22 protein-coding genes and 2 pseudogenes are annotated in these 21,077 nt (G+C 69.7%); 15 read left to right on the top strand and 9 right to left on the bottom strand.

The features are described from left to right. Positions 1 to 107: 107 nt before the first annotated feature. The 3 genes from AB0D53_RS36890 to AB0D53_RS36880 all read right to left on the bottom strand — a co-directional run bounded on the left by AB0D53_RS36890 (position 108) and on the right by AB0D53_RS36880 (position 2,341). Positions 108 to 605 carry a DUF6643 family protein gene (locus AB0D53_RS36890; RefSeq protein ID WP_362453731.1) on the bottom strand — a complete coding sequence of 166 codons (498 nt, stop codon included), beginning with the start codon at positions 603 to 605 and terminating at the stop codon, positions 108 to 110. 209 nt (positions 606 to 814) lie between these two features. After that, entirely contained in the window at positions 815 to 1,561 is a 747-nt protein-coding gene (locus AB0D53_RS36885; RefSeq protein ID WP_362453730.1) for a hypothetical protein, read from the bottom strand. 204 nt (positions 1,562 to 1,765) lie between these two features. Next, positions 1,766 to 2,341, bottom strand: coding sequence for a TerD family protein (locus tag AB0D53_RS36880; protein WP_362453729.1), 576 nt, complete (start codon positions 2,339 to 2,341; stop codon positions 1,766 to 1,768). 210 nt (positions 2,342 to 2,551) lie between these two features. Here AB0D53_RS36880 and AB0D53_RS36875 point away from each other — a divergent pair, with 210 nt between their 5' ends. The 3 genes from AB0D53_RS36875 to AB0D53_RS36865 all read left to right on the top strand — a co-directional run bounded on the left by AB0D53_RS36875 (position 2,552) and on the right by AB0D53_RS36865 (position 4,673). Next, entirely contained in the window at positions 2,552 to 2,983 is a 432-nt protein-coding gene (locus AB0D53_RS36875; RefSeq protein WP_362453728.1) for a BlaI/MecI/CopY family transcriptional regulator, read from the top strand. 4 nt (positions 2,984 to 2,987) lie between these two features. After that, positions 2,988 to 3,920: a M56 family metallopeptidase gene (locus tag AB0D53_RS36870; protein WP_362453761.1), complete on the top strand. Its 933-nt coding sequence runs from the start codon at positions 2,988 to 2,990 to the stop codon at positions 3,918 to 3,920. Positions 3,921 to 4,088: 168 nt separating this feature from the next. Further along, positions 4,089 to 4,673 (top strand): TerD family protein, encoded by a 585-nt coding sequence (locus AB0D53_RS36865; RefSeq protein ID WP_362453727.1) that lies wholly within the window; start codon positions 4,089 to 4,091, stop codon positions 4,671 to 4,673. Positions 4,674 to 4,848: 175 nt separating this feature from the next. On the opposite strand, the gene AB0D53_RS36860 is transcribed toward AB0D53_RS36865, so the two are convergent. Together AB0D53_RS36860 and AB0D53_RS36855 are read right to left on the bottom strand one after the other, a co-directional pair. Continuing rightward, positions 4,849 to 5,079, bottom strand: a complete 231-nt coding sequence (locus AB0D53_RS36860) for a hypothetical protein (protein WP_362453726.1) — start codon at positions 5,077 to 5,079, stop codon at positions 4,849 to 4,851. Positions 5,080 to 5,349: 270 nt separating this feature from the next. Further along, positions 5,350 to 6,114, bottom strand: a complete 765-nt coding sequence (locus tag AB0D53_RS36855) for an SDR family oxidoreductase (RefSeq protein ID WP_362453725.1) — start codon at positions 6,112 to 6,114, stop codon at positions 5,350 to 5,352. A gap of 53 nt (positions 6,115 to 6,167) precedes the next feature. On the opposite strand from AB0D53_RS36855, the gene AB0D53_RS36850 reads away from it, so the two are divergent. Together AB0D53_RS36850 and AB0D53_RS36845 are read left to right on the top strand one after the other, a co-directional pair. Next, complete coding sequence (locus tag AB0D53_RS36850) at positions 6,168 to 6,803, top strand: helix-turn-helix domain-containing protein (RefSeq protein ID WP_362453724.1); 636 nt, start codon at positions 6,168 to 6,170, stop codon at positions 6,801 to 6,803. A 98-nt stretch (positions 6,804 to 6,901) separates the two neighbouring features. Continuing rightward, entirely contained in the window at positions 6,902 to 8,224 is a 1,323-nt protein-coding gene (locus AB0D53_RS36845; RefSeq protein ID WP_362453723.1) for a TerD family protein, read from the top strand. Positions 8,225 to 8,276: 52 nt separating this feature from the next. Here the strand turns inward: AB0D53_RS36845 and AB0D53_RS36840 are convergent, their stop codons facing one another. After that, on the bottom strand, positions 8,277 to 9,449 hold the full coding sequence (locus AB0D53_RS36840; protein ID WP_362453722.1) for a glycosyltransferase: 1,173 nt from the start codon (positions 9,447 to 9,449) through the stop codon (positions 8,277 to 8,279). 58 nt (positions 9,450 to 9,507) lie between these two features. Here AB0D53_RS36840 and AB0D53_RS36835 point away from each other — a divergent pair, with 58 nt between their 5' ends. The 4 genes from AB0D53_RS36835 to AB0D53_RS36820 all read left to right on the top strand — a co-directional run bounded on the left by AB0D53_RS36835 (position 9,508) and on the right by AB0D53_RS36820 (position 13,120). Continuing rightward, a complete protein-coding gene (locus AB0D53_RS36835) occupies positions 9,508 to 10,296 on the top strand; it encodes an aspartate/glutamate racemase family protein (protein ID WP_362453721.1) in 789 nt (262 codons plus the stop codon). Positions 10,297 to 10,355: 59 nt separating this feature from the next. Further along, positions 10,356 to 10,919, top strand: coding sequence for a hypothetical protein (locus AB0D53_RS36830; RefSeq protein WP_362453720.1), 564 nt, complete (start codon positions 10,356 to 10,358; stop codon positions 10,917 to 10,919). A gap of 104 nt (positions 10,920 to 11,023) precedes the next feature. Then, on the top strand, positions 11,024 to 12,610 hold the full coding sequence (lnt, locus tag AB0D53_RS36825; protein ID WP_362453719.1) for an apolipoprotein N-acyltransferase: 1,587 nt from the start codon (positions 11,024 to 11,026) through the stop codon (positions 12,608 to 12,610). A 30-nt stretch (positions 12,611 to 12,640) separates the two neighbouring features. Next, positions 12,641 to 13,120: an NUDIX domain-containing protein gene (locus AB0D53_RS36820; protein ID WP_362453718.1), complete on the top strand. Its 480-nt coding sequence runs from the start codon at positions 12,641 to 12,643 to the stop codon at positions 13,118 to 13,120. Positions 13,121 to 13,172: 52 nt separating this feature from the next. Here AB0D53_RS36820 and AB0D53_RS36815 read toward each other — a convergent pair whose 3' ends face one another. Next, positions 13,173 to 14,558: an MFS transporter gene (locus AB0D53_RS36815; RefSeq protein WP_362453717.1), complete on the bottom strand. Its 1,386-nt coding sequence runs from the start codon at positions 14,556 to 14,558 to the stop codon at positions 13,173 to 13,175. A 317-nt stretch (positions 14,559 to 14,875) separates the two neighbouring features. On the opposite strand from AB0D53_RS36815, the gene AB0D53_RS36810 reads away from it, so the two are divergent. Beyond that, a complete protein-coding gene (locus tag AB0D53_RS36810) occupies positions 14,876 to 15,454 on the top strand; it encodes a hypothetical protein (RefSeq protein ID WP_362453716.1) in 579 nt (192 codons plus the stop codon). On the opposite strand, the gene AB0D53_RS36805 is transcribed toward AB0D53_RS36810, so the two are convergent. Further along, positions 15,402 to 16,091 (bottom strand): TetR/AcrR family transcriptional regulator, encoded by a 690-nt coding sequence (locus AB0D53_RS36805; protein WP_362453715.1) that lies wholly within the window; start codon positions 16,089 to 16,091, stop codon positions 15,402 to 15,404. The genes AB0D53_RS36810 and AB0D53_RS36805 overlap by 53 nt on opposite strands. Positions 16,092 to 16,244: 153 nt before the next feature. Between AB0D53_RS36805 and AB0D53_RS36800 the strand changes: the two genes are divergently transcribed. From AB0D53_RS36800 to AB0D53_RS36780, 5 genes and pseudogenes are all read left to right on the top strand, one after another. Next, a complete protein-coding gene (locus AB0D53_RS36800; protein WP_362453714.1) occupies positions 16,245 to 17,243 on the top strand; it encodes an aldo/keto reductase in 999 nt (332 codons plus the stop codon). Positions 17,244 to 17,514: 271 nt separating this feature from the next. Beyond that, entirely contained in the window at positions 17,515 to 17,808 is a 294-nt protein-coding gene (locus AB0D53_RS36795) for a hypothetical protein (RefSeq protein ID WP_362453713.1), read from the top strand. Positions 17,809 to 18,057: 249 nt separating this feature from the next. Next, entirely contained in the window at positions 18,058 to 19,095 is a 1,038-nt protein-coding gene (gene ispH, locus AB0D53_RS36790; protein ID WP_362453712.1) for a 4-hydroxy-3-methylbut-2-enyl diphosphate reductase, read from the top strand. Further along, a pseudogene (locus AB0D53_RS36785) lies at positions 19,032 to 19,178 on the top strand (4-hydroxy-3-methylbut-2-enyl diphosphate reductase); the annotation flags it as partial. The gene ispH and the pseudogene AB0D53_RS36785, both read left to right, overlap by 64 nt. A 431-nt stretch (positions 19,179 to 19,609) precedes the next feature. Further along, positions 19,610 to 19,792, top strand: a pseudogene (locus tag AB0D53_RS36780) (hypothetical protein); the annotation flags it as partial. 41 nt (positions 19,793 to 19,833) lie between these two features. Here AB0D53_RS36780 and AB0D53_RS36775 read toward each other — a convergent pair. Next, positions 19,834 to 20,433: a histidine phosphatase family protein gene (locus AB0D53_RS36775; RefSeq protein ID WP_362453711.1), complete on the bottom strand. Its 600-nt coding sequence runs from the start codon at positions 20,431 to 20,433 to the stop codon at positions 19,834 to 19,836. Positions 20,434 to 21,077: the final 644 nt, after the last annotated feature.

Below are 21,077 nucleotides of genomic sequence, written 5' to 3'. Positions count from 1 at the left end.
CGCCCCGCCGGCCCGGCTGACGGCCCGTCCGGTCCGTGAACGCGCGAAGCCGCCGTCGAGTCCCCATGGCTCGACGACGACTTCGTGGACCGTGCGTGATCTCCGGCTCAGTACCCCCGGCCCTGGTACGGGCGGTTGTACGGGTCCTCGTAGGGCGAGGGTGCCGGCGCCGGGCGCGGCGCAGGCGCAGGGCGCGGTGAAGCCGGGCGCATCGCCTCGTAACCGGTGCCGGGCGCGGGCCGCTGCTGATGCTGCGGATGGGGCGCCTGATACCCGCCGCGGGCCGCGCTCGGCTGCTGCGGGATGTACGGCGCCGGGGCATGCTGCAGCTGCGCGGGCTGCATCGGCGCGTAACCCTGCTGGGCAGGCGGCTGCTGCTGGTAGCCGTACGACGGACCGGGCTGGGAAGGCGCCGGGGGAAGAGCCGGCAGCGCCGCCGGGAGCGCCGGCAGATAGCTGTTGCCGGTGTCGTAGGCGGCAGGCACTCGGATCGGCGCGATCTGAGGGGTGCCCCGCTCCGCGACCAGGGAGTCGTAGATCGGAGTGTCGGGGAACGACGGTGCGGCGTAGTAGCCGCCGCCGTAGGTGGAGCGGGGGGAGGTCATGACACCTAAGTTAAGCCCACGATGTGCTGGTTGGGGAGTCCCAATCCTGCGCTCATCCGTTTTTCGCTGGTTCTGCCCGCCGGACTCGTCAAAACATCGTGAAAACTTCCGTCGACAGCAGGAGCCATTCCGCGGGAGGGCCCCTCGACGACGAGAAGTGACGGATGGTCTTTTCGGCCCGGCCGGCGCCCGGTCGAAGGGGGAAAGTATTACGCCGACGCTTTCGGGCCCCCGAATCCGGGACCGGAGAAGTCCGGGCTCCCGAAGTCGGGGCTGGAGAAATCAGGACTCCGGTAACGGAGGACCGCCGCCCGGTCGCTGTCCGTGGGCAATGCGCCGGGTTTCCGGAGTTCCTCGCGGAGGAAGGGGAGAAGAGCGTTGTCCCGAAGGCTTCGCAGCCAGGCTTCGCGCGCTTTGATCACTTCGGGCGATCGATCGGCGCGTGAACTCGGAGTGGACGCCGCGTGTTCCACTGCTGTGCGGTAAAGGGAGAACACGCCGACGCCGGCGGCCACCGCGGCGATGGCGAAGCCGGTCCAGCCGGCGGTGATCAGCGCGTCGGCCGTGGGTGTTCGTCCGCCCGCCAGGAGCAGGCCGTAGCCGATCAGCAGGAATACGGCCGCGGCGACGGCGGCAAGGACCGGAGTGAGAACGGCGAGGACCGGCAGCAGACCTGCCCCGTGCCTCTCCTGCCCGCCGTGTCCGGACAGCGGGAGGACCCGGTCTGAATCCTCGGCTCCGGCCGTCCGCTGCCGCAGGGAGGTGTAGGCCCGGTACTCGGTGTCGGCGGCCGTGGCGATGCGCGGTCCGACACCGAGCCCGCGCAGACGCAGCTGACCGGTGGTGAGGGAGGACCGCTCCAGCAGACCCTGTATCTCGACGGTCCGTATGGCCTCGTCCAGCGCCAGTGCGTAGTCGGGTCTGTCCTCGTCCCGCAGTCTGTACGTCCTGTTCATGCCATTCCCCGTCGCATACGGACTTGGTCGGGAGCCCCCTTTGTCCGGCGGACAAAGGGGGTGGGCGTGCCGCGTCCACGGCACGCCCGGGCCGCTGAGGGCCGCTGGGGCGAACTCAGCCGTCGGGATGCCTGCCGCGAAGCGGTCTTCGTGGACCGCGGCACATCCGGACCGGTCGAAGTGGCCGGTGCCGCCGTCGGCGATTCAGAGACTGACCCCGAAGTCCGCGACGATGCCGCTGAGGCCGGAGGCGTAACCCTGCCCGACAGCACGGAACTTCCACTCTGCGCCATTGCGGTACAGCTCACCGAAGACCATGGCCGTCTCGGTGGAGGCGTCCTCGCTGAGGTCGTAGCGGGCGATCTCGGCCCCGCCCGCCTGGTTGACCACGCGGATGTACGCATTGCGGACCTGTCCGAAGCTCTGGCCCCGGCCCTCCGCATCGTGGATGGAGACCGGGAACACGATTTTCGCGATGTCGCCCGGTACGGCGGCCAGGTCGACCTTGACGGTCTCGTCGTCCCCCTCGCCCTCCCCGGTGAGGTTGTCGCCGGTGTGCTCGACCGAACCGTCCGGGCTCTTCAGGTTGTTGTAGAAGACGAAGTGCTCATTGGACTTCACCTTCCCGGCCCCGTCGCACAGCAATGCGCTGGCGTCCAGGTCGTAGTCCGTCCCGGTGGTCGTACGGACATCCCAGCCCAGGCCGACGAGGACCGCGGTCAGCCCGGGTGCCTCCTTGGTCAGCGAGACATTTCCGCCCTTGGCGAGGCTCACGCCCATGGACTTCTCCCTCTTTACGCATCGGTGTGCCCCCGGGTGACCGTGCGGGCACCGAGTGACAACTTAAATCTACAGCACTGTAGAGTTGGGAGGGGGCTGCGGGCCCGGGGTCCGTCGGCGGCGCGGGATGCCCGAGCGGCTGGGTACTATGCCCCGGCGCCCGGCAGTTGAGCGAGAGGCACCGGGCAACGGTACGAAAGGGGCCGCGTCGTGGGCGCAGAGGAAGACGGCCGTACACGAAAGCCACGCGCCCGCCGACGCGGACAGGGTGAGCTCGAAGCGCAGGTGCTGTCCGTGCTGGGTCGGGCCACCGAGCCCGTCACGGCTGCCTGGGTGCAGGAGCGCCTCGAAGGCGGCCTGTCGTACAGCACGGTCATCACGATCCTGACGCGGTTGTTCGACAAGCAGGCGGTCACGCGCACCGGTTCGGGACGCCCGGTGCTGTGGCAGTCGACGGAGAGCGGTGCGGGGCTCACCGCCCGCCGTATGCGGCGGCTCCTCGATCAGCGCGACGACCGGGACGCCGTGCTGTCCAGCTTCGTCTCCGCGCTGTCGCCCGACGACGAGGACCTCTTGCGGTCGCTGCTCAACGAGACCGGTCCAGAACCTTCCGGCCCGTCCACGGATGAACCGGAGAGCTGAACCGATGGGCTTCTTCGTCTATCTGCCCCTCGTTCTGCCTCTCACGGCGCTCCCCATGGCCCGCCTGGCCGAGCGGCACCTGCACCCGCGCAGCGCCGCCCGTCTCCTGACCGGTATCGCTGTCATCCTCGCGTCGTGCAGCACCCTGTGCCTCGGTCTTCTGGTCGTGGTCGGTACCGCCCAACTGCCGGGCAATCCGCTGCCCGACGGCTGGTCGGACGACGAGGTCCGGGAGGCCGTTCCGCACGACAGGATCGCCGGGAAGGCGTCGATCGTCGCTCTGGCGGCCGTGGCCGTGGTCTGCGCCGCCACCGTGCGGCGGCACTGCCGTTTCCGGTCGCGTGCGCACCGGGCACTCGCGGAGCTGCCCACCACGTCCGAGGTGGCCGTTCTGCCCGACAGCGTGCCGTATGCCTACGCGTTACCCGGCTCACCGGGCCGAATCATGGTTACGTCCGCCATGCTCGCCTGCCTGACGACGGCCGAGCAGGGTGCGCTCCTCGCGCACGAGCGGGCCCATCTGGCCGGTCGGCACCACCGCTTGCTGCTTGCCGCCCAGTTGGCCGGCTGTGCCAACCCGCTCCTGCGACCGCTGCGAGCGGCCATCGCGTACAACACGGAGCGCTGGGCGGACGAGCAAGCCGCCATCGACACCGGGGACCGGCGGCTCACGGCCCGCGCCGTCGGCAAGGCGGCCCTCATTTCTCACCGGGGCAACGCTCCCGCTGTCGCCGCGTTCGCCGCTGTCGGGCCGGTGCCTCGCCGGGTGGCCGCACTGTTGGGTCCGGTCCCGCCGGAGCGGGGCTGGCCGCCGGCTCTCACCTCCACGGGGGTTGCGGCGTTCGTCGCCGCGGCGGGTACGGCGGTGTCCACCCTGTCCTCGCTGAACGCGGCCTTCGCGTTGTTCGTCGTACTCGAAGCGGCGACGCCGCTCTAGCCGTGGCGCCGGGTCCACGGAACCCGCCGGAAGCCCGGCCGGAACCCGGTACCTCCGGCGCCGGAGAGGGGCGAACGTATGCTGCCACTGCCAGGTGTGAGGAACGCCCGAGGCCCCCTGACCCACTCCCGCTGTAGCGGCCCCATCGCAAAGAAGGATGATCCACGGATGATTACGCTCAAGAAGGAAGACGGCCCGGCGGATCTGGACGGAGTGACTCATCTGTCCATCGGGGTGTCCTGGGACCCCACTGCCGGCAGCAGCGGCGGGGTGATGGGGATGCTCCGTCGCAAGTCCGGTACCGACCTCGATCTGATCGCCGTCGCGATGCAGGGCGGAGACCCGGTGCGGCTGGCCGGCCTCGACTCCCTGGACCCGATGGGCAACGGCTCACTGGTGCACAGCGGCGACAACCAGACCGGGCGTGGGGACGGGGACGACGAAACGGTGACCGTCGAGTTCGCGCGGATACCGTCCCACATCACGTCGATCGTGTTCGTGGCCGCGGCCTACAAGAAGGGCAGCTCGTTCCAGAAGGCTCGCAACATCAGCTTCAAGGTGTACGACGCGACCGGGGGTACCTCCCAGCAGGTCGCCGACATCTGGCCGAGCCTGCTCACCCAGGACAACGGCTGCGCCGTGGCCAAGGCGGTGCGCGTGGGCGACAGCTGGAAGCTCGAAGTGATCAACACCACGGGGAAGATCAAGCAGGGCAACGAGCACGCCCTGATGCGCTTCGCCGTGAGCAAGTAGTACGCGACGACCGGTTCGGGGCGGGGCCCCGTGTCCGCTCGGTGGCCCGCCGGATGGGCGCCGGCCGGCACTGTTTCGCGGGCGACGACGACGGTCCGGACCCGGCGGCGAGCGCCGGGTTCCACCGTCGTGAACCGCGCGCATCCGTCCGGCCGAGTGTCGCGCATCGCGCCCGTCAGGGGCTGGCTTCGTCGAATCCGTACCGCAGCGGCCCGCTCTTCACCCGGAGGTCGCGGCGGTAGATGTGCAGCGCCTGCGCGCGCATGCCGTTCGACGGGGCCTCCAGTTCGCAGGGGTATGTCACCTGGATCGTGCGCGGCCGGTCGGTGACCCGCATCCGTTGGCCGTCTGCGGGCCCTCCGACGAGTACCGCCGCTTCCCACTCCGCCGGGCTGCCTGTGCTCATGGCGACAGTTTAAGCATTGCGCAACCTTTGAAGTGAAGTGAGTTGAGTCACGCCGCCGTGTGCGGTCCGGGCGTTTTCGGTGGCGTGTGGTGCCACGCGCAGGGGCCACCCTCAAGGCGATCGGCCCGGCCTGCGCATCGTCGTGCGCCCCGGCGCCGTACGGACGGATGCCCGGCGCCCGACGGTCCGATGTGACGTAGAGTCAAGCGTCCGGCCCGGGGCACAGGCTCCGGTCAAGGCGCTCTCGTGCGTCTCGTCGACGGCCTGCGGTCAGACGCGCGGGCCGAGGAGCAGGCCGCCGCTCGCGTCGATGATCTGGCCCGTGATCCAGCGCGCGGCGTCGGAGGCGAGGAACGCGACCACTTCGGCGATGTCGTCGGGCCTGCCGAGTCGGCCGAGCGCCGTCATGGCGGCGATCTGATCGGCGAGGCCCGGTACTTCGAAGGACGAGCCGTTGGTCGCCGTCCGGGTGGCGCCGGGGGCCACCGCGTTCACGGTGATTCCCCGGGGGCCGAGTTCGTTGGCCAAGGTCATGCTCATCGTCTCGACCGCACCCTTCGTCATGGCGAACGAGGTCTGGGTGGTGTTGGCCATCCGGGTCGCCACGGACGAGATCGTGATGACGCGGCCACCGTCACGCATCATGGGCAGTGCTCTCCGGACGATGAAGTACGGGGCTCTCACGTTCACCGCGAAGAGATGGTCGAACTCCGCCCGTGTCGTGGCTCCGAGCGGGCCGGCCGGGGCGGCCGCCGCGTTGTTGACGAGGATGTCGAGCGGCCGTCCGGCGAGGCCGGCCTCGACTCCCGCGAAGAGGGTCTCGACGTCATCGTCCACGCCCAGCTCGGCCCGGACGGCGAGGGCGGTTCCACCAGCACGTTCGATCCTTTCGACCGTCGCCGTCGCTCCGCTCTCGTCCGTGCCGAAGTGCGCGACGACCGCGGCGCCGTCCGCGGCGAGCCGCGTTGCGATCTCCGCCCCGATGCCGCGCGATGCGCCGGTCACCAGAGCCGTCCTGCCGGTCAGATCACTCACACCGTCCACCCCATCCAAGTGTTAGTAACTAACATTGCGGTAGTGTCTATCACATGAACGACCCTCAGCCGACTCTGCGAACACAACGGCGACTTGAGACGCAGCGCAGGATTCAGGCGCACGCGGTACGGCTCTTCACCGAGCGCGGATACGACGCCACGACCGTGGCCGAGATCGCCGAAGCCGCGGGCGTCTCGCCCATGACCGTGTACCGGCACTTCCCCACCAAGGAGGACCTCGTACTCGTCGACCAGCACGACCGGCTCGTCGCCGAGCGGATCGCCGCGTCGTCCGCGGACCGGCCTCTGGTACGCCGCATCGGCGGCGCGCTCGTCGATTCGGCCGCGACGCTGACCGGCGGCGGGCGCGACGGCGACCCGGTGGCGAACAAGCAGTTCCTGCTGGCCAGGCTCCGGCTCATGATCGCGACGCCGGCCTTGCGGGCCAGGCATCTGGACAACCACTACGCACTGCAACAGGCCATCGTCGGTGCCCTCGGGGGCAGTGCGCTCGACCCCGACGCGGCGTTCCGCGCGCATGCGGCGGCCAGTGCCTGCCTGGCCGTCATGCACACCGCATTGGTGCGCTGGGCCGAGGACGACGGACGGACCGAGCTGCCCGAACTGATCGCGGGGGCGCTCGCCGCGGCTTTCGGCGATGACATCGCCGAAACCGACCCGGACGAGTGAGCAGGACCTTCCGGACACCGGGGCCGGGCCGGGACGTCGCCCGGGGCGGTCCGGGGGATTAGGTTGGCGGAGAAAAGTTTTCGGGAGCCGGACTCGCGATGGGGGCGAGCATGACCATGCTAAAAGGAGCCAATGTTCCGGTGGCGGCTCAGGCCGTGCGGGTCGAACTGGGGTGGCGCGCCTCCCCGGGGACACCGGACGTGGACGGCTCGGCGCTCCTCCTCGTGTCGGGAAAGGTGCGCAGCGACGCCGACTTCGTCTTCTACAACCAGCCCGCCCACGCATCCGGCGCGGTGCGCCACGAGGGCAAGCGGGCCGTGGGCGGCGCGATGACGGACAGCCTCGCGGTCGACCTGGCGCGCGTCGAGCCCGCCATCGACCGCGTGGTCCTGGCGGCCTCCTCGGACGGCGGCACGTTCGGCAGGGTGACCGGGCTGTACGTGCGGATCACGGACGCGGCGAGCGGCAGGGAGCTCGCGCGCTTCGACAGCACGGACGCGACGGTCGAGACCGCGTTCATCCTCGGGGAGCTCTACCGGCGCCAGGGCGCCTGGAAGTTCCGGGCCGTCGGCCAGGGATACGACACCGGTCTCGAAGGCCTCGCGACCGACTTCGGGATCTCCGTCGACGAACCACAGCAGCCCCAGCGGACTCAGCCGTATCACCAGCCCCCAATGCCTCAACAGCCTCAGAGCGCAACACGGGTTGACCACCGGCCGCCGGTCCCGCAGTCACCTCCGGCTGCGCCGCCGGTACCCTCCGCACCTCCCGCCGCCGCGCCCGTCCGTCTGTCCAAGGTGACACTCACCAAGGAAGCGCCGTTGGTCTCCCTCGCCAAACAGGGCGGCACTTCGGGCGTGCTTCGCGTCAATCTCAACTGGCAGGTGCGCAAGCAGTTCAAGGGCTGGGGAAGCAAACTCGGCAGAGCGGTCGCCAATCACTCGGACCTCGATCTCGACCTCTGCGCTCTCTACGAACTGTCCGACGGCCGCAAGGGGGTCGTGCAGGCACTGGGAAACGCGTTCGGAGCTCTCCAGCAGCCTCCTTACATCCATCTCGACGGGGACGACCGCACCGGCGCCGTCGACACCGGCGAGAACCTCACCGTCAACCTCGACCACAAGAACAAGCTCCGGCGCGTCCTGATCTTCGTCACCATCTATGAGGGCGCCCGGAGTTTCGCCGATCTCCACGCGACCGTCACCCTCCAGCCCCAGCACGGCGCGCCGATCGACTTCTCGCTCGACGAATGCACCGTCCCGTCCACCGTCTGCGCGCTGGCGCTCCTGACCAACAACGGGGGAGACCTCACGGTGCAGCGCGAGGCCCGCTATCTCGTTCCCGAGCGCGGAGTGAGCCCGCAGCGCACCATCGACTACGCCTACGGGTGGGGCATGAACTGGACGCCCGGCCGCAAATGACCCCCCGGCGGTCCGGCCGGCCCCGCACCCATCGGCAGACCGCCGGCTCCGCTCACCGGTCCGGCGCGGCCTCGGGACGGGCGTACGTACGCCCCTTCCAGGCCGCGCCGCGGCCCCGGTGGTGCTGCACCGCCGAATCGACCGTCATCAGCAGATAGAGCACAGCGGTGAACGGCAGCAGCGGCGCCTGCCACAGCGACTGCCGGTAGTAGCCCAGCATCGGCAGATACGTCCCGGCCATCACCGCCCACGCCGCGCCGCCCGCCCACGCCGCCACCGGGTCACCCGTCACCAGCCCGGCGACGAGCGCCACCGGCGGCGCCAGATAGACCAGCGCGAGCCCCAGCACCGTCCCCAGCAGCAGCGGCGGACTGTGCCGCAACTGGGCGTACGCGCTCCGTGACACCATCCGCCACAGGTCCGCCAGCCGCGGATACGGCCGCACGCTGTCCACCCGCTCCGCGAGCCCCAGCCAGATCCGCCCGCCGCTGCGCTGCACCGCCCGCGCCAGCGACACGTCGTCGATCACCGCCTGCCGGATCGACTCCGGCACCCGGGCCCGCTCCGCCGCCCCCGTCCGCAGCAGCACACAGCCACCGGCGGCCGCAGCCGTGCGCGCACCCGCCCGGTTCACCCACCGGAACGGATAGAGCTGCGAGAAGAAGTACACGAAGGCGGGTACGACCAGCCGCTCCCAGACGCTCGACACCCGCAGCCTCGCCATCTGGGAGACCAGGTCGAAGCCGCCCGACACGGCGGCGCCGACCAGTTCGCGCAGACTGTCCGGCTCGTGCGCGATGTCGGCGTCCGTGAGCAGCAGATACTCGGGCTCCCGGGCCCGGGCCAGGGCGATCCCGTGCCGTACGGCCCAGAGCTTGCCCGTCCAGCCCGGCTCGGGCTCTCCCGGTGACACCACCGTCACCGGCAGCCCGCCGTACCGCACGGACAGCGCACGGGCGACGTCTCCGGTCCCGTCCTTGCTGCAGTCGTCGACGAGGAAGATCTCCGCCCTGCCCGGATAGTCCTGCGCCAGCAGCGACGGCAGGCTCACCGGCAGCATGTCGGCCTCGTCACGTGCCGGCACCACGATCGCGACGGACGGCCATCGGTCGAGGGCCTTCCGGCGGGGCAGCCGCTGGCCGGTCCGCCAGAAGAACCCCTGTCCCAGCAGCAGCCACACCCATGCGGCCAGCGAACCCACGGCGATCCAGGCAACGGCGCTCATTCGCCGCAGTCTGCCCCACCGGGACGGAACCGCAAGGGCGGTCGACTATGGTGACCGGGTGAAGATCGCGCTCATGGACTCAGGAATCGGCCTGCTCGCGGCAGCCGCCGCGGTACGTAGGCTGAGGCCCGACGCCGATCTCGTGCTCTCCTCCGACGCCCCCGAAGGCACACCCTGGGGACCGCGTACGCCCGAGTACGTGACCGACCACGCGCTCGACGTGGCCCGCGCGGCGGCCGCCCACCGGCCGGACGCACTGATCGTCGCCTGCAACACCGCCTCCGTGCACTCCCTGCCGGCCCTCCGCGCCGCGCTCGAACCCACGCTGCCGGTCATCGGTACCGTCCCGGCGATCAAGCCGTCCGTCGCCGGCGGCGGCCCGGTCGCGATCTGGGCCACGCCCGCCACGACCGGCAGCCCGTACCAGCGCGGACTCATCGAGGAATTCGCCCGCTCCGTCGATGTCACCGAAGTGCCCTGCCCGGGGCTCGCCGACGCCGTGCAGAACGCCGACGAGACCGCGATCGACCGGGCCGTCGCCGCGGCCGCCGCGCTCACCCCGCGTGACGTCCGGGCCGTGGTCCTGGGCTGCACCCACTACGAACTGGTCGCCGAACGCATCCGCGCCGCCGTCCGGCAGCCCGGTCTGCCGCCCGTCGCGCTGCACGGATCCGCCGACGCCGTCGCCGCCCAGGCACTGCGCCGGATCGGGGCCGGACCCGCTCCGTCGGCCGAACCGTCCACCTCTCTCGCCGTGCTCATTGGCGGCCGCCTCGCCGAGCTGCCGAAAGCCGCTCTGGCCTACGCGGAGGGACAGCTGCTGGGTGCCGTCAGCCCGGTCCGCTGACCTCGCGGGGGCCGTTCGTCCCATCCCCGGCGTGCGGAAACTTAAGTACGCTGCTTGACATGAGGGACCACCCCCGAAATCCCCGGAACACCGGAGCCGACCCCCACTCCGCCGTCTGGATCGGCCGGGCCACCAACCGGGCCCAGTGGGTACTCGCAGCCGCCGGCGCGGCCTGCCTGGCGCTCGGCGTCCAGCTGGCCGTCAGCTCGAACTGGACCTCCGGGATCGCCCCGCTGCTGATGTCCGTGATCGGCTGTGTCGCCGCCGGACTGCTCATGCTGTTCGGCACCCTCGCCTTCGTGAACGTGGCCGTCAGGATCGACGGGGACGCCCTGGAGGTGCGCTGCGGCCACATGGGCCTGCCACGCCGCCGGATCCTGCTCACCCACGTGGTGGGCGCGGAGTTCGCACCCGAGGTCACCCCGCGTCAGTGGGGCGGCTGGGGCTATCGCTGGCGCCCCGAGCAGGGCACGGCCGTGGTGGTCCGCAGGGGCGAGGGCCTGGTGCTCCGGCTCGGCGACGGCAGGACGTTCACCATCACCGTCGACGACGCCGAGGCGGGCGTGCGGTTCATCCGCGAGCGCCTGCACCTCCCGGCCACCGGAGCGACCGCCGGAGCCTGAGGGACGGATCCGGACGGGAATGCGCCGGAACGATCCGGTACGAAGGGTTCCACCACACGGGCGGGGCTGCCCCACCCACAGCCGGCCACCGTAGACTCCGCCGGGTGAGCGCCACCATCACCCAAGTCGAAGCCGCGCAGCCGGCCTCATCCCCCGTGTCCCGGAGGCGACGCCTCCTGCGGCCCGCCGCCGCCGTGATCGCGGGTGTCCTGCTGTATCTGAGCTTCCCGCCGCGCCCCCTGTGGTGGCTGGTCCTGCCCGGGTTCGCCCTGCTCGGCTGGGTGCTGCACCGGCGCCGGCTCCGGGCCGGCTTCGGGCTCGGCCTCCTCGCCGGGCTGGGCTTCATGCTGCCGTTGCTGCACTGGACCGGCGAGGAGGTCGGCCCGGTGCCGTGGCTGGCGCTCGCCGCCGCCGAGGCGCTGTTCATCGCGGTCGGCTGCATCGGGGTCGCCGCCGTCAGCCGCCTCGCCTGGTGGCCGGTGTGGGCCGCCGCGGTCTGGGCACTCGACGAGGCGGTCCGGGCCAGGATGCCGTTCGGCGGCTTCCCGTGGGGGAAGATCGCGTTCGGCCAGGCGGACAGCGTGTTCCTGCCGCTCGCGGCCGTGGGGGGCACCCCGCTGCTCTCCTTCGCGGTGGTGCTCTGCGGCTTCGGCCTCGGCGAAGCGGTGCGCCAGGTCCGTGCCTACCGCCGTACGGGCACCCTGCCGCGGGCGGCCGTCGCCGCCGCGGCCGTGACCGTACTGGTACCCGTCGCCGGCGCGCTCGCCGCGCTGCCCCTCGTCGACGACTCGGCCGAGGACGGCACCGCGACCGTCGCCGCGATCCAGGGCAATGTGCCGCGGCTCGGACTCGACTTCAACTCCCAGCGCCGTGCCGTCCTGGACAACCATGTGCGCCGCACCGAACAGCTCGCCCGGGAGGTTAAGGAAGGCAAGGTCCCGCAGCCCGACTTCGTCCTGTGGCCCGAGAACTCCTCCGACCTCGACCCGTACCGGAACGCCGACGCCCGGATCGTGATCGACGACGCGGTGAAGGCGATCGGCGTGCCCACCGTGATCGGGGCGGTGATCGAGCCCGACGCCGGAAACCTGCGCAACACCCTCATCCAGTGGGATCCGAAGAAGGGCCCGGTCGACACCTACGACAAGCGCCACATCCAGCCGTTCGGTGAGTACATGCCGATGCGTTCCGTCGCACGGATCTTCAGCTCGGACGTGGACCGGGTGCAGCGCGACTTCGGCCCCGGGAAGAAGGTCGGCGTCTTCGACCTCGCAGGGACCAACGTCGGGCTCGTGACCTGCTACGAGGCCGCGTTCGACGACGCCGTACGGGACACCGTCACGCACGGCGGCCAGCTGATCGCCGTACCGAGCAACAACGCCACCTTCGGCCGCAGCGAGATGACCTACCAGCAGCTGGCCATGTCCAGGGTGCGCGCCGTCGAGCACAGCCGGTCCGTCGTCGTCCCCGTCACCAGCGGGGTCAGCGCCGTCATCCGCCCGGACGGGACGATCGTCCAGCAGACGAAGCTGTTCACCCCGGACGCGCTGGTGGACGAGGTGCCGCTGAGGTCCTCGCTGACGCCCGCGACCAGGATGGGCCCGCTCCCCGAAGGGGTGCTCGCGCTGATCGCCGTGGCCGGGCTCGGCCTGGTCGCCGTCCGTTCGGTACGGAGCCGGCGCGGCCGGTGACCCACCGGCCGCACAGCGTAGGGTCGGAGCATGGCTACTCCTGACTTCATCCGCGAGATCCGTGCCACCGCCGGCCAACAGCTGCTCCTGCTGCCGGGAGTCACCGCCATCGTCTTCGACGACGAGGGCAGAGTGCTGCTCGGGCGCCGCTCCGACACCGGCAAATGGTCGGTCATCGGCGGCATCTGCGAGCCCGGCGAGCAGCCGGCGACGACCGCGGAGCGCGAGGTGTTCGAGGAGACCGCCGTGCGCTGCGTGGCGGAGCGGGTGGTGCTCACGCAGGCTCTGGAGCCGGTGCAGTACGCGAACGGCGACCGCTGCCAGTACCTCGACGTCACCTTCCGCTGCCGGGCGACCGGCGGCGAGGCACGCGTCAACGACGACGAGTCGCTGGAGGTGGGCTGGTTCCCGGTGGACGCGCTGCCGCCGCTGAACGAGTTCGGGCTCTTCAGGATCAAGCAGTCCATGACCGACGAACCCACCTGGTTCGAACGCAGCGCCCAGCAGTGACCACCGCTGTCCGCCGGGCGGCCGGGACTCCCGGCCGCCCGGCGGACGGTGATCAGACGGTACGGGCGTCCGCCGGCAGGGCTTCGGAGGCATCCGGGGCGGCCGCGGCCCCCCGGATGTCCGTGAGATCCCGGTGCCTGGTCTCCCTGGCACAGGCGACCGCCAGCAGGGTGATCAGCGCCGCCGCGATGACGTACAGCGAGATGGGCGTCGAACTGCCGAAGTCCGCGAGCAGCGCCGTGGCGATGAGCGGCGCCGGGGCACCGGCCGCGACCGACGAGAACTGCGCCCCGATCGACGCACCGGAGTACCGCATCCGGGTCGCGAACATCTCCGAGAAGAAGGCCGCCTGCGGTGCGTACATCGCGCCGTGGAAGATGAGACCGACGGTGACGGCGAGCAGCACGCTTCCGAAGTTCCGCGTGTCGATCAGCGCGAAGAACGGGAATATCCACACACCGACACCGATCGCACCGGCCAGATAGACCGGCTTGCGCCCGACCCGGTCCGACAGGGCGCCCCACATCGGAATGACCGCGAAGTGGACGGCCGAGGCGATGAGCACCGCGTTGAGCGCCGTCTGCTTGCTCAGGTCTGCCGCCGTGGTCGCGTAGACGAGCACGAACGCAGTGATGACGTAGTAGCTGATGTTCTCCGCCATCCTGGCGCCCATGGCGATCAGTACATCGCGCCAGTGGTGCCGCAGCACGGAGACGAGCGGCGTCTTCTCCTCCGCCCCGGCAGCGGAGCGGCGCTCCTCGGCCTGCGCGAGTGCGGCCTTGAAGACCGGTGATTCGTCGACGGAGAGACGAATCCACAAGCCGACGACCACCAGGACACCGGAGAGCAGGAAGGGGATTCGCCAGCCCCACGCCCCGAAGGCGGACTCGGACATCAGCGCGGTGAGCGCGGACAGCACCCCGGTGGCGAGCAACTGCCCGGCCGGCGCTCCCGTCTGCGGCCAGGAGGCCCAGAAGCCGCGCCGCCGGGCGTCCCCGTGCTCCGACACCAGCAGCACGGCCCCGCCCCACTCGCCTCCGAGCGCGAAGCCCTGCACCAGACGCAGGACGGTGAGCAGTACGGGGGCGGCGGACCCGACCGTGGCATGCGTCGGCAGCAGCCCGATGGCGAACGTCGCTCCGCCCATCATCAGCAGACTGAGCACCAGCAGCTTCTTGCGACCGAGCCGGTCGCCGTAGTGCCCGAACACCAGGGCACCGAGCGGCCGGGCGGCGAAGCCGACCGCATAGGTGAGGAAGGACAGGAGCGTTCCGACGAGCGGGTCGGACTCGGGGAAGAACAACTTGTTGAAGACCAGTGCGGCGGCTGACCCGTACAGGAAGAAGTCGTACCACTCGATGGTGGTGCCGATGAGACTTGCGGCGACGATGCGCCTGAGGTTCGACGGTGCCGGCGGGGAGGTTGCGGGGGCGGCCATGGGTACCACTTCCGGAGGGTGGGCGGGGACGGTTCTGTGTCGCCACACCGTAGGAAGGGGCAGTTCAGGGGCGTATGTGGTGGGACACCACAGTTCTCGGTCCGGGTGTGCGCGGGGCCACCATGCCAGGCGCGTCGAGACTGCTTCGAGGACCGGTGGAAGGCCGGTAGGCGCTTGTCAGGATTGCGCTATAGGCATGGTTCATTGCCCTGGTGCTGACTCCCGTGCTGACTTGGTGCTGACTACGCAGCGTTGAACTACCACACAGGCACCACGGCACCGCACCCCAAGAATCATTTCATACCGGCGCAGAACAGATGGAGACAACCTCTCAAGGGCGCGGGCATCGTCGCCGCCGGTCCGTACAACTACGGCAAGGGCGGGCTACAGCGACGAGATCATCTCGCGTACGGCTGTACCTCACCGCGGCCGAGGCGGCGGCGTTCGCCCGGGACCACCACGGCGCCGAGCGGTTGCTCGACCGGGCCGCCATGCTGGTCCAGGACACACAGGACATGACGTCGGCGCCGGATCTCATGCCCCCGGGGACGACGGCGCCCGCCCGGCCGGTGGACGTGGCGGTCCACCGTGTCCGGGTCGAGGTCGTGCTCGGCCGTTCGGGCAAGGCCCTGCGACTGGCCGAACACGTCGACAGTGTAGACGCGTTGGACCGTGAGGGCCGGGCCCGGTTCTATCTGACCCTGGCACGGGCCCACCTGCATCAGCGTGATCAGCCGGGCGCGGTGCTCGCACTGATGCAGGCGGACCGGGCCTCGCCCGAGGAGGTCCGGTTCAACGTCTACGCGCAGCACCTTCTCAAGCAGGCGATCGGCCAGGACAGCGTCACCGTTCGCCACGACCTGTACCGTCTGGCCGAACGGGCGGGACTGCTGTGACGTCGTTCGCGCAGCCGTGCCGCAGGCCGTCGCACACGACGCTCAGTACCCGTTGTGGCACGGCCGCGCCACCGTCGTTGCGGTTCCGGGCCAGTATCAGCCCGGTGATCAGGGCCATCAAGTCGGCGACACTGATGTCGTCGCGGACGGCTCCGGCCTGCTGTGTGTTGAAGAGCAGCTTGCCGATGCCCCGCCGAAGGCGGCGCCTCGCCCGGGGCACGGCGGCCGAAGCATCGATGTCCTCCCCGGCGAGGGCGTCCACCATGTCCCTGCGCACGCTGCCTTCCTCGATGGTCAGGGAGAGGAACTGGAAGAACGCCGCAGCGGGGTCGTCCGAGCTCGCCAACTTCTCTGCCTGGTCCACGAGTTGTTCGAGACGGCCGAGGACGATCGTTTCGAACAGCGCTTCCTTGCTCGTGAAGTGCCGATAGATGGTGCCGGAACCCACTCCCGCGCGCCGGGCGATCTCGTCCAGGGGAACGCCGAGGCCCTCCGAGGCGAACGCCTCCTGGGCGGCCTCCAGCACCCGGGCGCGGTTGCGCCGGGCGTCAGAACGCAGCGCCGGCCCAAAACGGGGAGATGGTTCAGCTTCCTTTTCCTCAGAGTAGGGATCTTGCGTTTTTATGTCCCTGTTCATGCGTGTTCTCCGTGATGACTCTCGTTGACAATCGGGGAGTTGGTTCCGTAAGTTCGGCCCGGATCGGATGTCCGGATTCTAGGATGCGCAGAAGGAAAACGGATCCGAGGGTCGGGAAATCAACCACGGGAACCTGAGGGAAGGGCCCTGGATTTGAACTCGTCACTGATTCCGCGGCGTCGGCCGGGAAGCGCCGGCCTTGAAGTCTCCGCGCTGGGACTCGGCTGCATGGGAATGAGCCAGACTTATGGAGTTCCGGACGACAAGGAGTCGATCGCGACGATTCATCGGGCACTTGAACGAGGCTGCTTCTTCTTCGACACCGCGGAGTCGTACGGCCCCTTCGTCAATGAAGAACTTCTGGGCCGCGCGCTCCGTGGCCGCCGGGACGAGGCGGTCATCGCGACGAAGTTCGGGTGGGAGTACGAAGGAACACGACGCGGAGAGCTGAACAGCAGGCCCGAGCACATTCGCAAAGCGGTCGACGAATGCCTGGGACGGCTGGAAACCGACCGGATCGAGGTCCTCTATCAGCATCGTGTGGACCTGGAGGTCCCGATCGAGGAGGTGGCCAGCACGGTCGGTGAGCTCATCCAAGAGGGAAAGGTGCTCCACTTCGGTCTGTCGGAGGCCGGTGCGGGAACGATCGCCCGCGCTCACGAGGTCTGTCCGGTGGCCCTGCTCCAGACGGAGTACTCGCTGTGGGAGCGCCACATCGAGCAGGAGATTCTGCCGGCGGCCCGGGAGCGGGGAATCGGTCTCGTGGCCTACTCGCCTCTGGGGCGTGGGTTCCTGACCGGCACGGCGCTGCCGGCGGAGGAGTATCCGGAGTCGGACTACCGCCGCTACGACCCCCGGTTCCAGGGGGACAACTTCACCGCCAACTCGGCGGCGGCATCGGTGGTGCGCGGAGTGGCCACGAAGCATGGGGCGACGCCGGCCCAGATCGCTCTCGCGTGGCTGCTCCACCAGGGCGAAGACATCGTGCCGATTCCCGGGACCAAGCGCAGGGTCACGCTGGAGGAGAACCTCGCGGCTGTGGACGTGGCGCTCGACGCCGAGGACCACCAGCGGCTGGACGAGGCGCTGCCTCCAGAAGCAGTGGCAGGAACTCGCTACCCAGAAGCTGTCATGCATATGAACGGCCGCTGACGGTCGTTGAACGAAAAAGAAAGAAGAAACGGGGAAATCATGTTTCGCAGGGTGGCCATATCTTTCCTGGCGATGGCGACGGTCACGCTCGGGGCCACCGGGACGTCGAGCGCGGCCGCTCGGACGCCCGTGCCGACAGGACCCACCACGCTTCAACTGCCGGACGGCTTCCACCCGGACGGCATCACCATCTGCCCGCAGGAGCACCGCGCGTACTTCGGTTCGCTGAACGACGGTGCTATCTACCGGGTCGACCTGTCCACCGGCCAGGGTGACTTACTCACCCGTGGACACCGGGTCCGGGATTCTGACCAATCCCGAAGGAATGCTTCTGGTCGACCACACTCTCTATGTGGCCGAGAACCGCAAGAACGAGGTCGCGTCGCTGAAACTCGATGACGCCGGACTGCGCGGCGATGTCGTCCAGCGCACCACGGACCCTCGCTTCGGCATCCCCACCCGCATCGCGGCGGACGGAGATCTGCTCTACCTTCCGAACGCGCACGCGACGACCACGCCCACACCGACCACGCCCTACACGGCGGTGGCGATTCCGAAGCCGTGAGCCGTGGCTTCGGGTAGGCCGGCCCGACGGATGTCCGGTTCCGGAGCTCGACACGCGTAACTCCCCTCCACAGCAGCGCGATATCCCAGAACCCTTCGGGATATCGCGCTGTTTTCTTTTTCATGGTCGATCCAATTCTGCGACTGAAGGAAAGGGGTAAATGAATTTGTCATTCCGGATGCCCTGATCGGCTTTCCTGGAGACACAGTCCTTCGGTGGAAACGGGAAGGTTCATCAGCGAACTCCTCCATGCAGACTGAAACTCTGGCTGTGCGGTCCGTCGGCCTGACCCTCGCCTCCGGCGAAGTGATGGTGGCCGATGGAATAGAGGGGGAGGACCCGCAGGGCTTCCCCCGGTCCGGGACCTCTCTGCTTCTGCAAGGAGAGCTGCGGCGCCGGGGCTTCCACGTGCGCAGCGGTCCGCTGCGCGCCACGGGTACAGCAACCTCCGGTGATCCCGTACTTCACCTGGCCCGATGCACCCCGCCGGGGGCCGGGAAGCAGGTGCTCGGCGCGGTTACCGCCCCGGGTGACGAGAAGGCGGCCGCTGCGGTGCGGGACGTGTTCGGACAACTGGAGGCCGCGTTCCGGCCGCGTACCGTGCTGCTCGCCTCACCCAGGTCGTTCTGCGCGGGCGTCGACCGTGCCATCGAGATAGTGGAACGGGTACTGGCCGACCGCGGCAGCCCCGTCTACGTCCGCAAGCAGATCGTGCACAACATCCACGTCGTACGGAGCCTGGAGCGACGGGGCGCCGTGTTCGTCGACGACCTCGACGAGGTGCCCGCCGGCGCGACCCTCGTGTTCTCCGCCCACGGTGTCTCCCCGGAGGTCCGCGAGCACGCGGACGCACGCCGCCTCGACGTCATCGACGCGACCTGTCCCCTGGTCACGAAGGTGCACGCGGAGGCACGGCGGTTCGCACAGCACGGCGACACCGTGGTCTTCATCGGGCACGCGGGTCATGAGGAGACGGAGGGAACCCTCGGAGAGGCACCGGACAACATGGTGCTGGTGGAGAGCGTGGCCGACGTGGCGGCCCTGCGTGTCCCCGATCCGGACCGGGTCTCCTATCTGACCCAGACGACCCTGGCCGTCGACGAGACGGCCCGATTCGTGGCCGCACTGACGGAACGCTTCCCGGCACTCCGTGCCCCCGCTCGGAAGGCATCTGCTACGCGACGACCAACCGGCAGGAAGCGCTGCGCGCTGTCGCGGCCGACTCCGATCTGGTGCTCGTCGTGGGGTCGGTCAACTCGTCCAACTCTCAACGCCTGGTGGAGCTGAGCGCTGGCCGGGGCACCTCGGCCCAGCTGATCGACGACGCTTCGGAGATCGATCCCGCCCACCTCCGAGAGGCTGCGGTCGTGGGCCTCACCGCGGGGGCGTCGGCGCCGCCCGAACTGGTGGAAGAAGTGGTCGACGTGCTGGCCGGCCTCGGAGCAGTGACGGTGAAGAGACAGCCTGCCCGACACCATCCGAGCCGTCGCCGGACTCCTGACCGACCAACAAGCAACCCACCACACGAAGGCACTCGCACTGCCCACCACACCCGCGTGACTGAGATGGCACCGGTTCCGTCCGTGACGGTGGTGTGGCTGTCCTTGGGCATGGGCGTGGATGAGGAGGTGGCCATTGTGGATGTCGTCGCAGATCTTCTGGGCCTGATTGGAGACTTCGCGGATTTCGCTACGGGTGCACCAGGGCATCGGTTAGTTGGCCCAGGTCCATTCCTCGTCGATCGCGTCCCGTGGACTGGGGACGATCTCGGTGGTGATCGGGAGGTGTGCCCTCCACGGCCGGAACGCCCGACTCCGAGGCCGCCGCGGCGGGGTTGCGCGTCCTGGACCTGCTGGACGAGGTCCAGTCGTCCCGGGTGCGGACGACGGCGGCAGGCACGGCCAGGGTCCTGCTCCCGCACCGCCGCGCCTCGGGGGTGTCGGTCTTCCTGGAACGGTACGGCGCGCTGCCCCGGTCGGCCTGAGCCTGACGGCGGCCGGCATTCGGGTCCGCGGACGGGAACGGCTAGGCGCTCAGGTGGCCGCAGTCGTTCCAGGTCTCGATCGCGGGCGCTCCGTAGGAGGACCACCCCAGGACCGAGAGGGACGTGGGATTGAGGCGCCCGTGGGCCGCGAAGTCGATGTCCAGGCCGAACCAGCGGGCGCCGATCGTGCGCAGGATGTAGTTGTGGGCGAAGACCAGCACGTCACGGTCCTCGGAGCGGACCCACTCGATCACCTCGTCCGCGCGCGCGGAGACCTCGGCGCGGCTCTCGCCCCCGGGCACACCGTCCCGCCAGATCAGCCAGTCCGGACGTTCGGCCCGGATCTCGTCGGAGGTCATCCCCTCGTACGCTCCGAAGTCCCACTCCGTGAGCGCGTCCCACGGGGCCGCCCGGTCGCCGAAGCCGGCGATCTCGCACGTCTCACGCGCGCGTGCGAGCGGACTCGTACGGATCTCCACCCCGGGGAGGCCGTCCAGTGGCGCCCGGTGCAGGCGCTCGCCGAGCAGTTTCGCGCCGAGTCGTCCCTCATCCAGCAGCGGGATGTCCGACCTGCCGGTGTGCTTGCCGAACAGCGACCATTCCGTCTGTCCATGCCGGGCCAGCAGGATGCGCGATGCCATGAAAGGGCCTTTCCGGGAGACTCGAGCTGTGTGCTTCTTCCTCTGCCAGGCGCGCTTCTCCCGCAGCCACTCGCTCGTGGCCCAGGTCGGCGCCTTCATTCTCGAGTACCGACAGCACCATGGCGGGCGGCGTGCCGTGCGTTACTCGTGCCCTGTGCGACAGCTCCGCGAGACCGTCGCTCGGGTCACTGTCCAGCTCCGAACAGCAGGCCCGGCGTAGTCGGGGGCGCAACATCAGTACTCACTTCCTCAGCATGACGTGCGCTCGGCTCCCGGGTCAGGTGTTGTCCGTTGCCTCTTTGGCAGGAGACTGTTCCATGGTGCGGCGCCTGCGCCTCGTCACCGTCACTACGGCCCTGCCCGGACCGGCTGCTCGACGAGCTGCCCATCGGCGACGCGGACGAGCCGACGACCGTCGCCGTCGCGTGGGAGAAGGCCGTCAGGCGTGGCTGCGGACGATCGGCAGGGACAATCTGGCGTTACCCGTTGCTTCTATGGTGGGCAACGGACAACGTCTTGAGCCGAAGAGCTACTAGCTACCACAGTTGCTTCATGACTTTGCACCCTGCCGTGACACCGGTTACGCCGGTTCTCCCGGCCCCTGCTGCCCCGGTGGGCGTTGCCGAGGAAAGACGTACCCCTTA

The organism is Streptomyces sp. NPDC048295 (genome assembly GCF_040652135.1).
In the GTDB taxonomy this organism is placed as follows: domain Bacteria; phylum Actinomycetota; class Actinomycetes; order Streptomycetales; family Streptomycetaceae; genus Streptomyces.
This window is presented reverse-complemented; position numbering and strand designations above follow the sequence as displayed.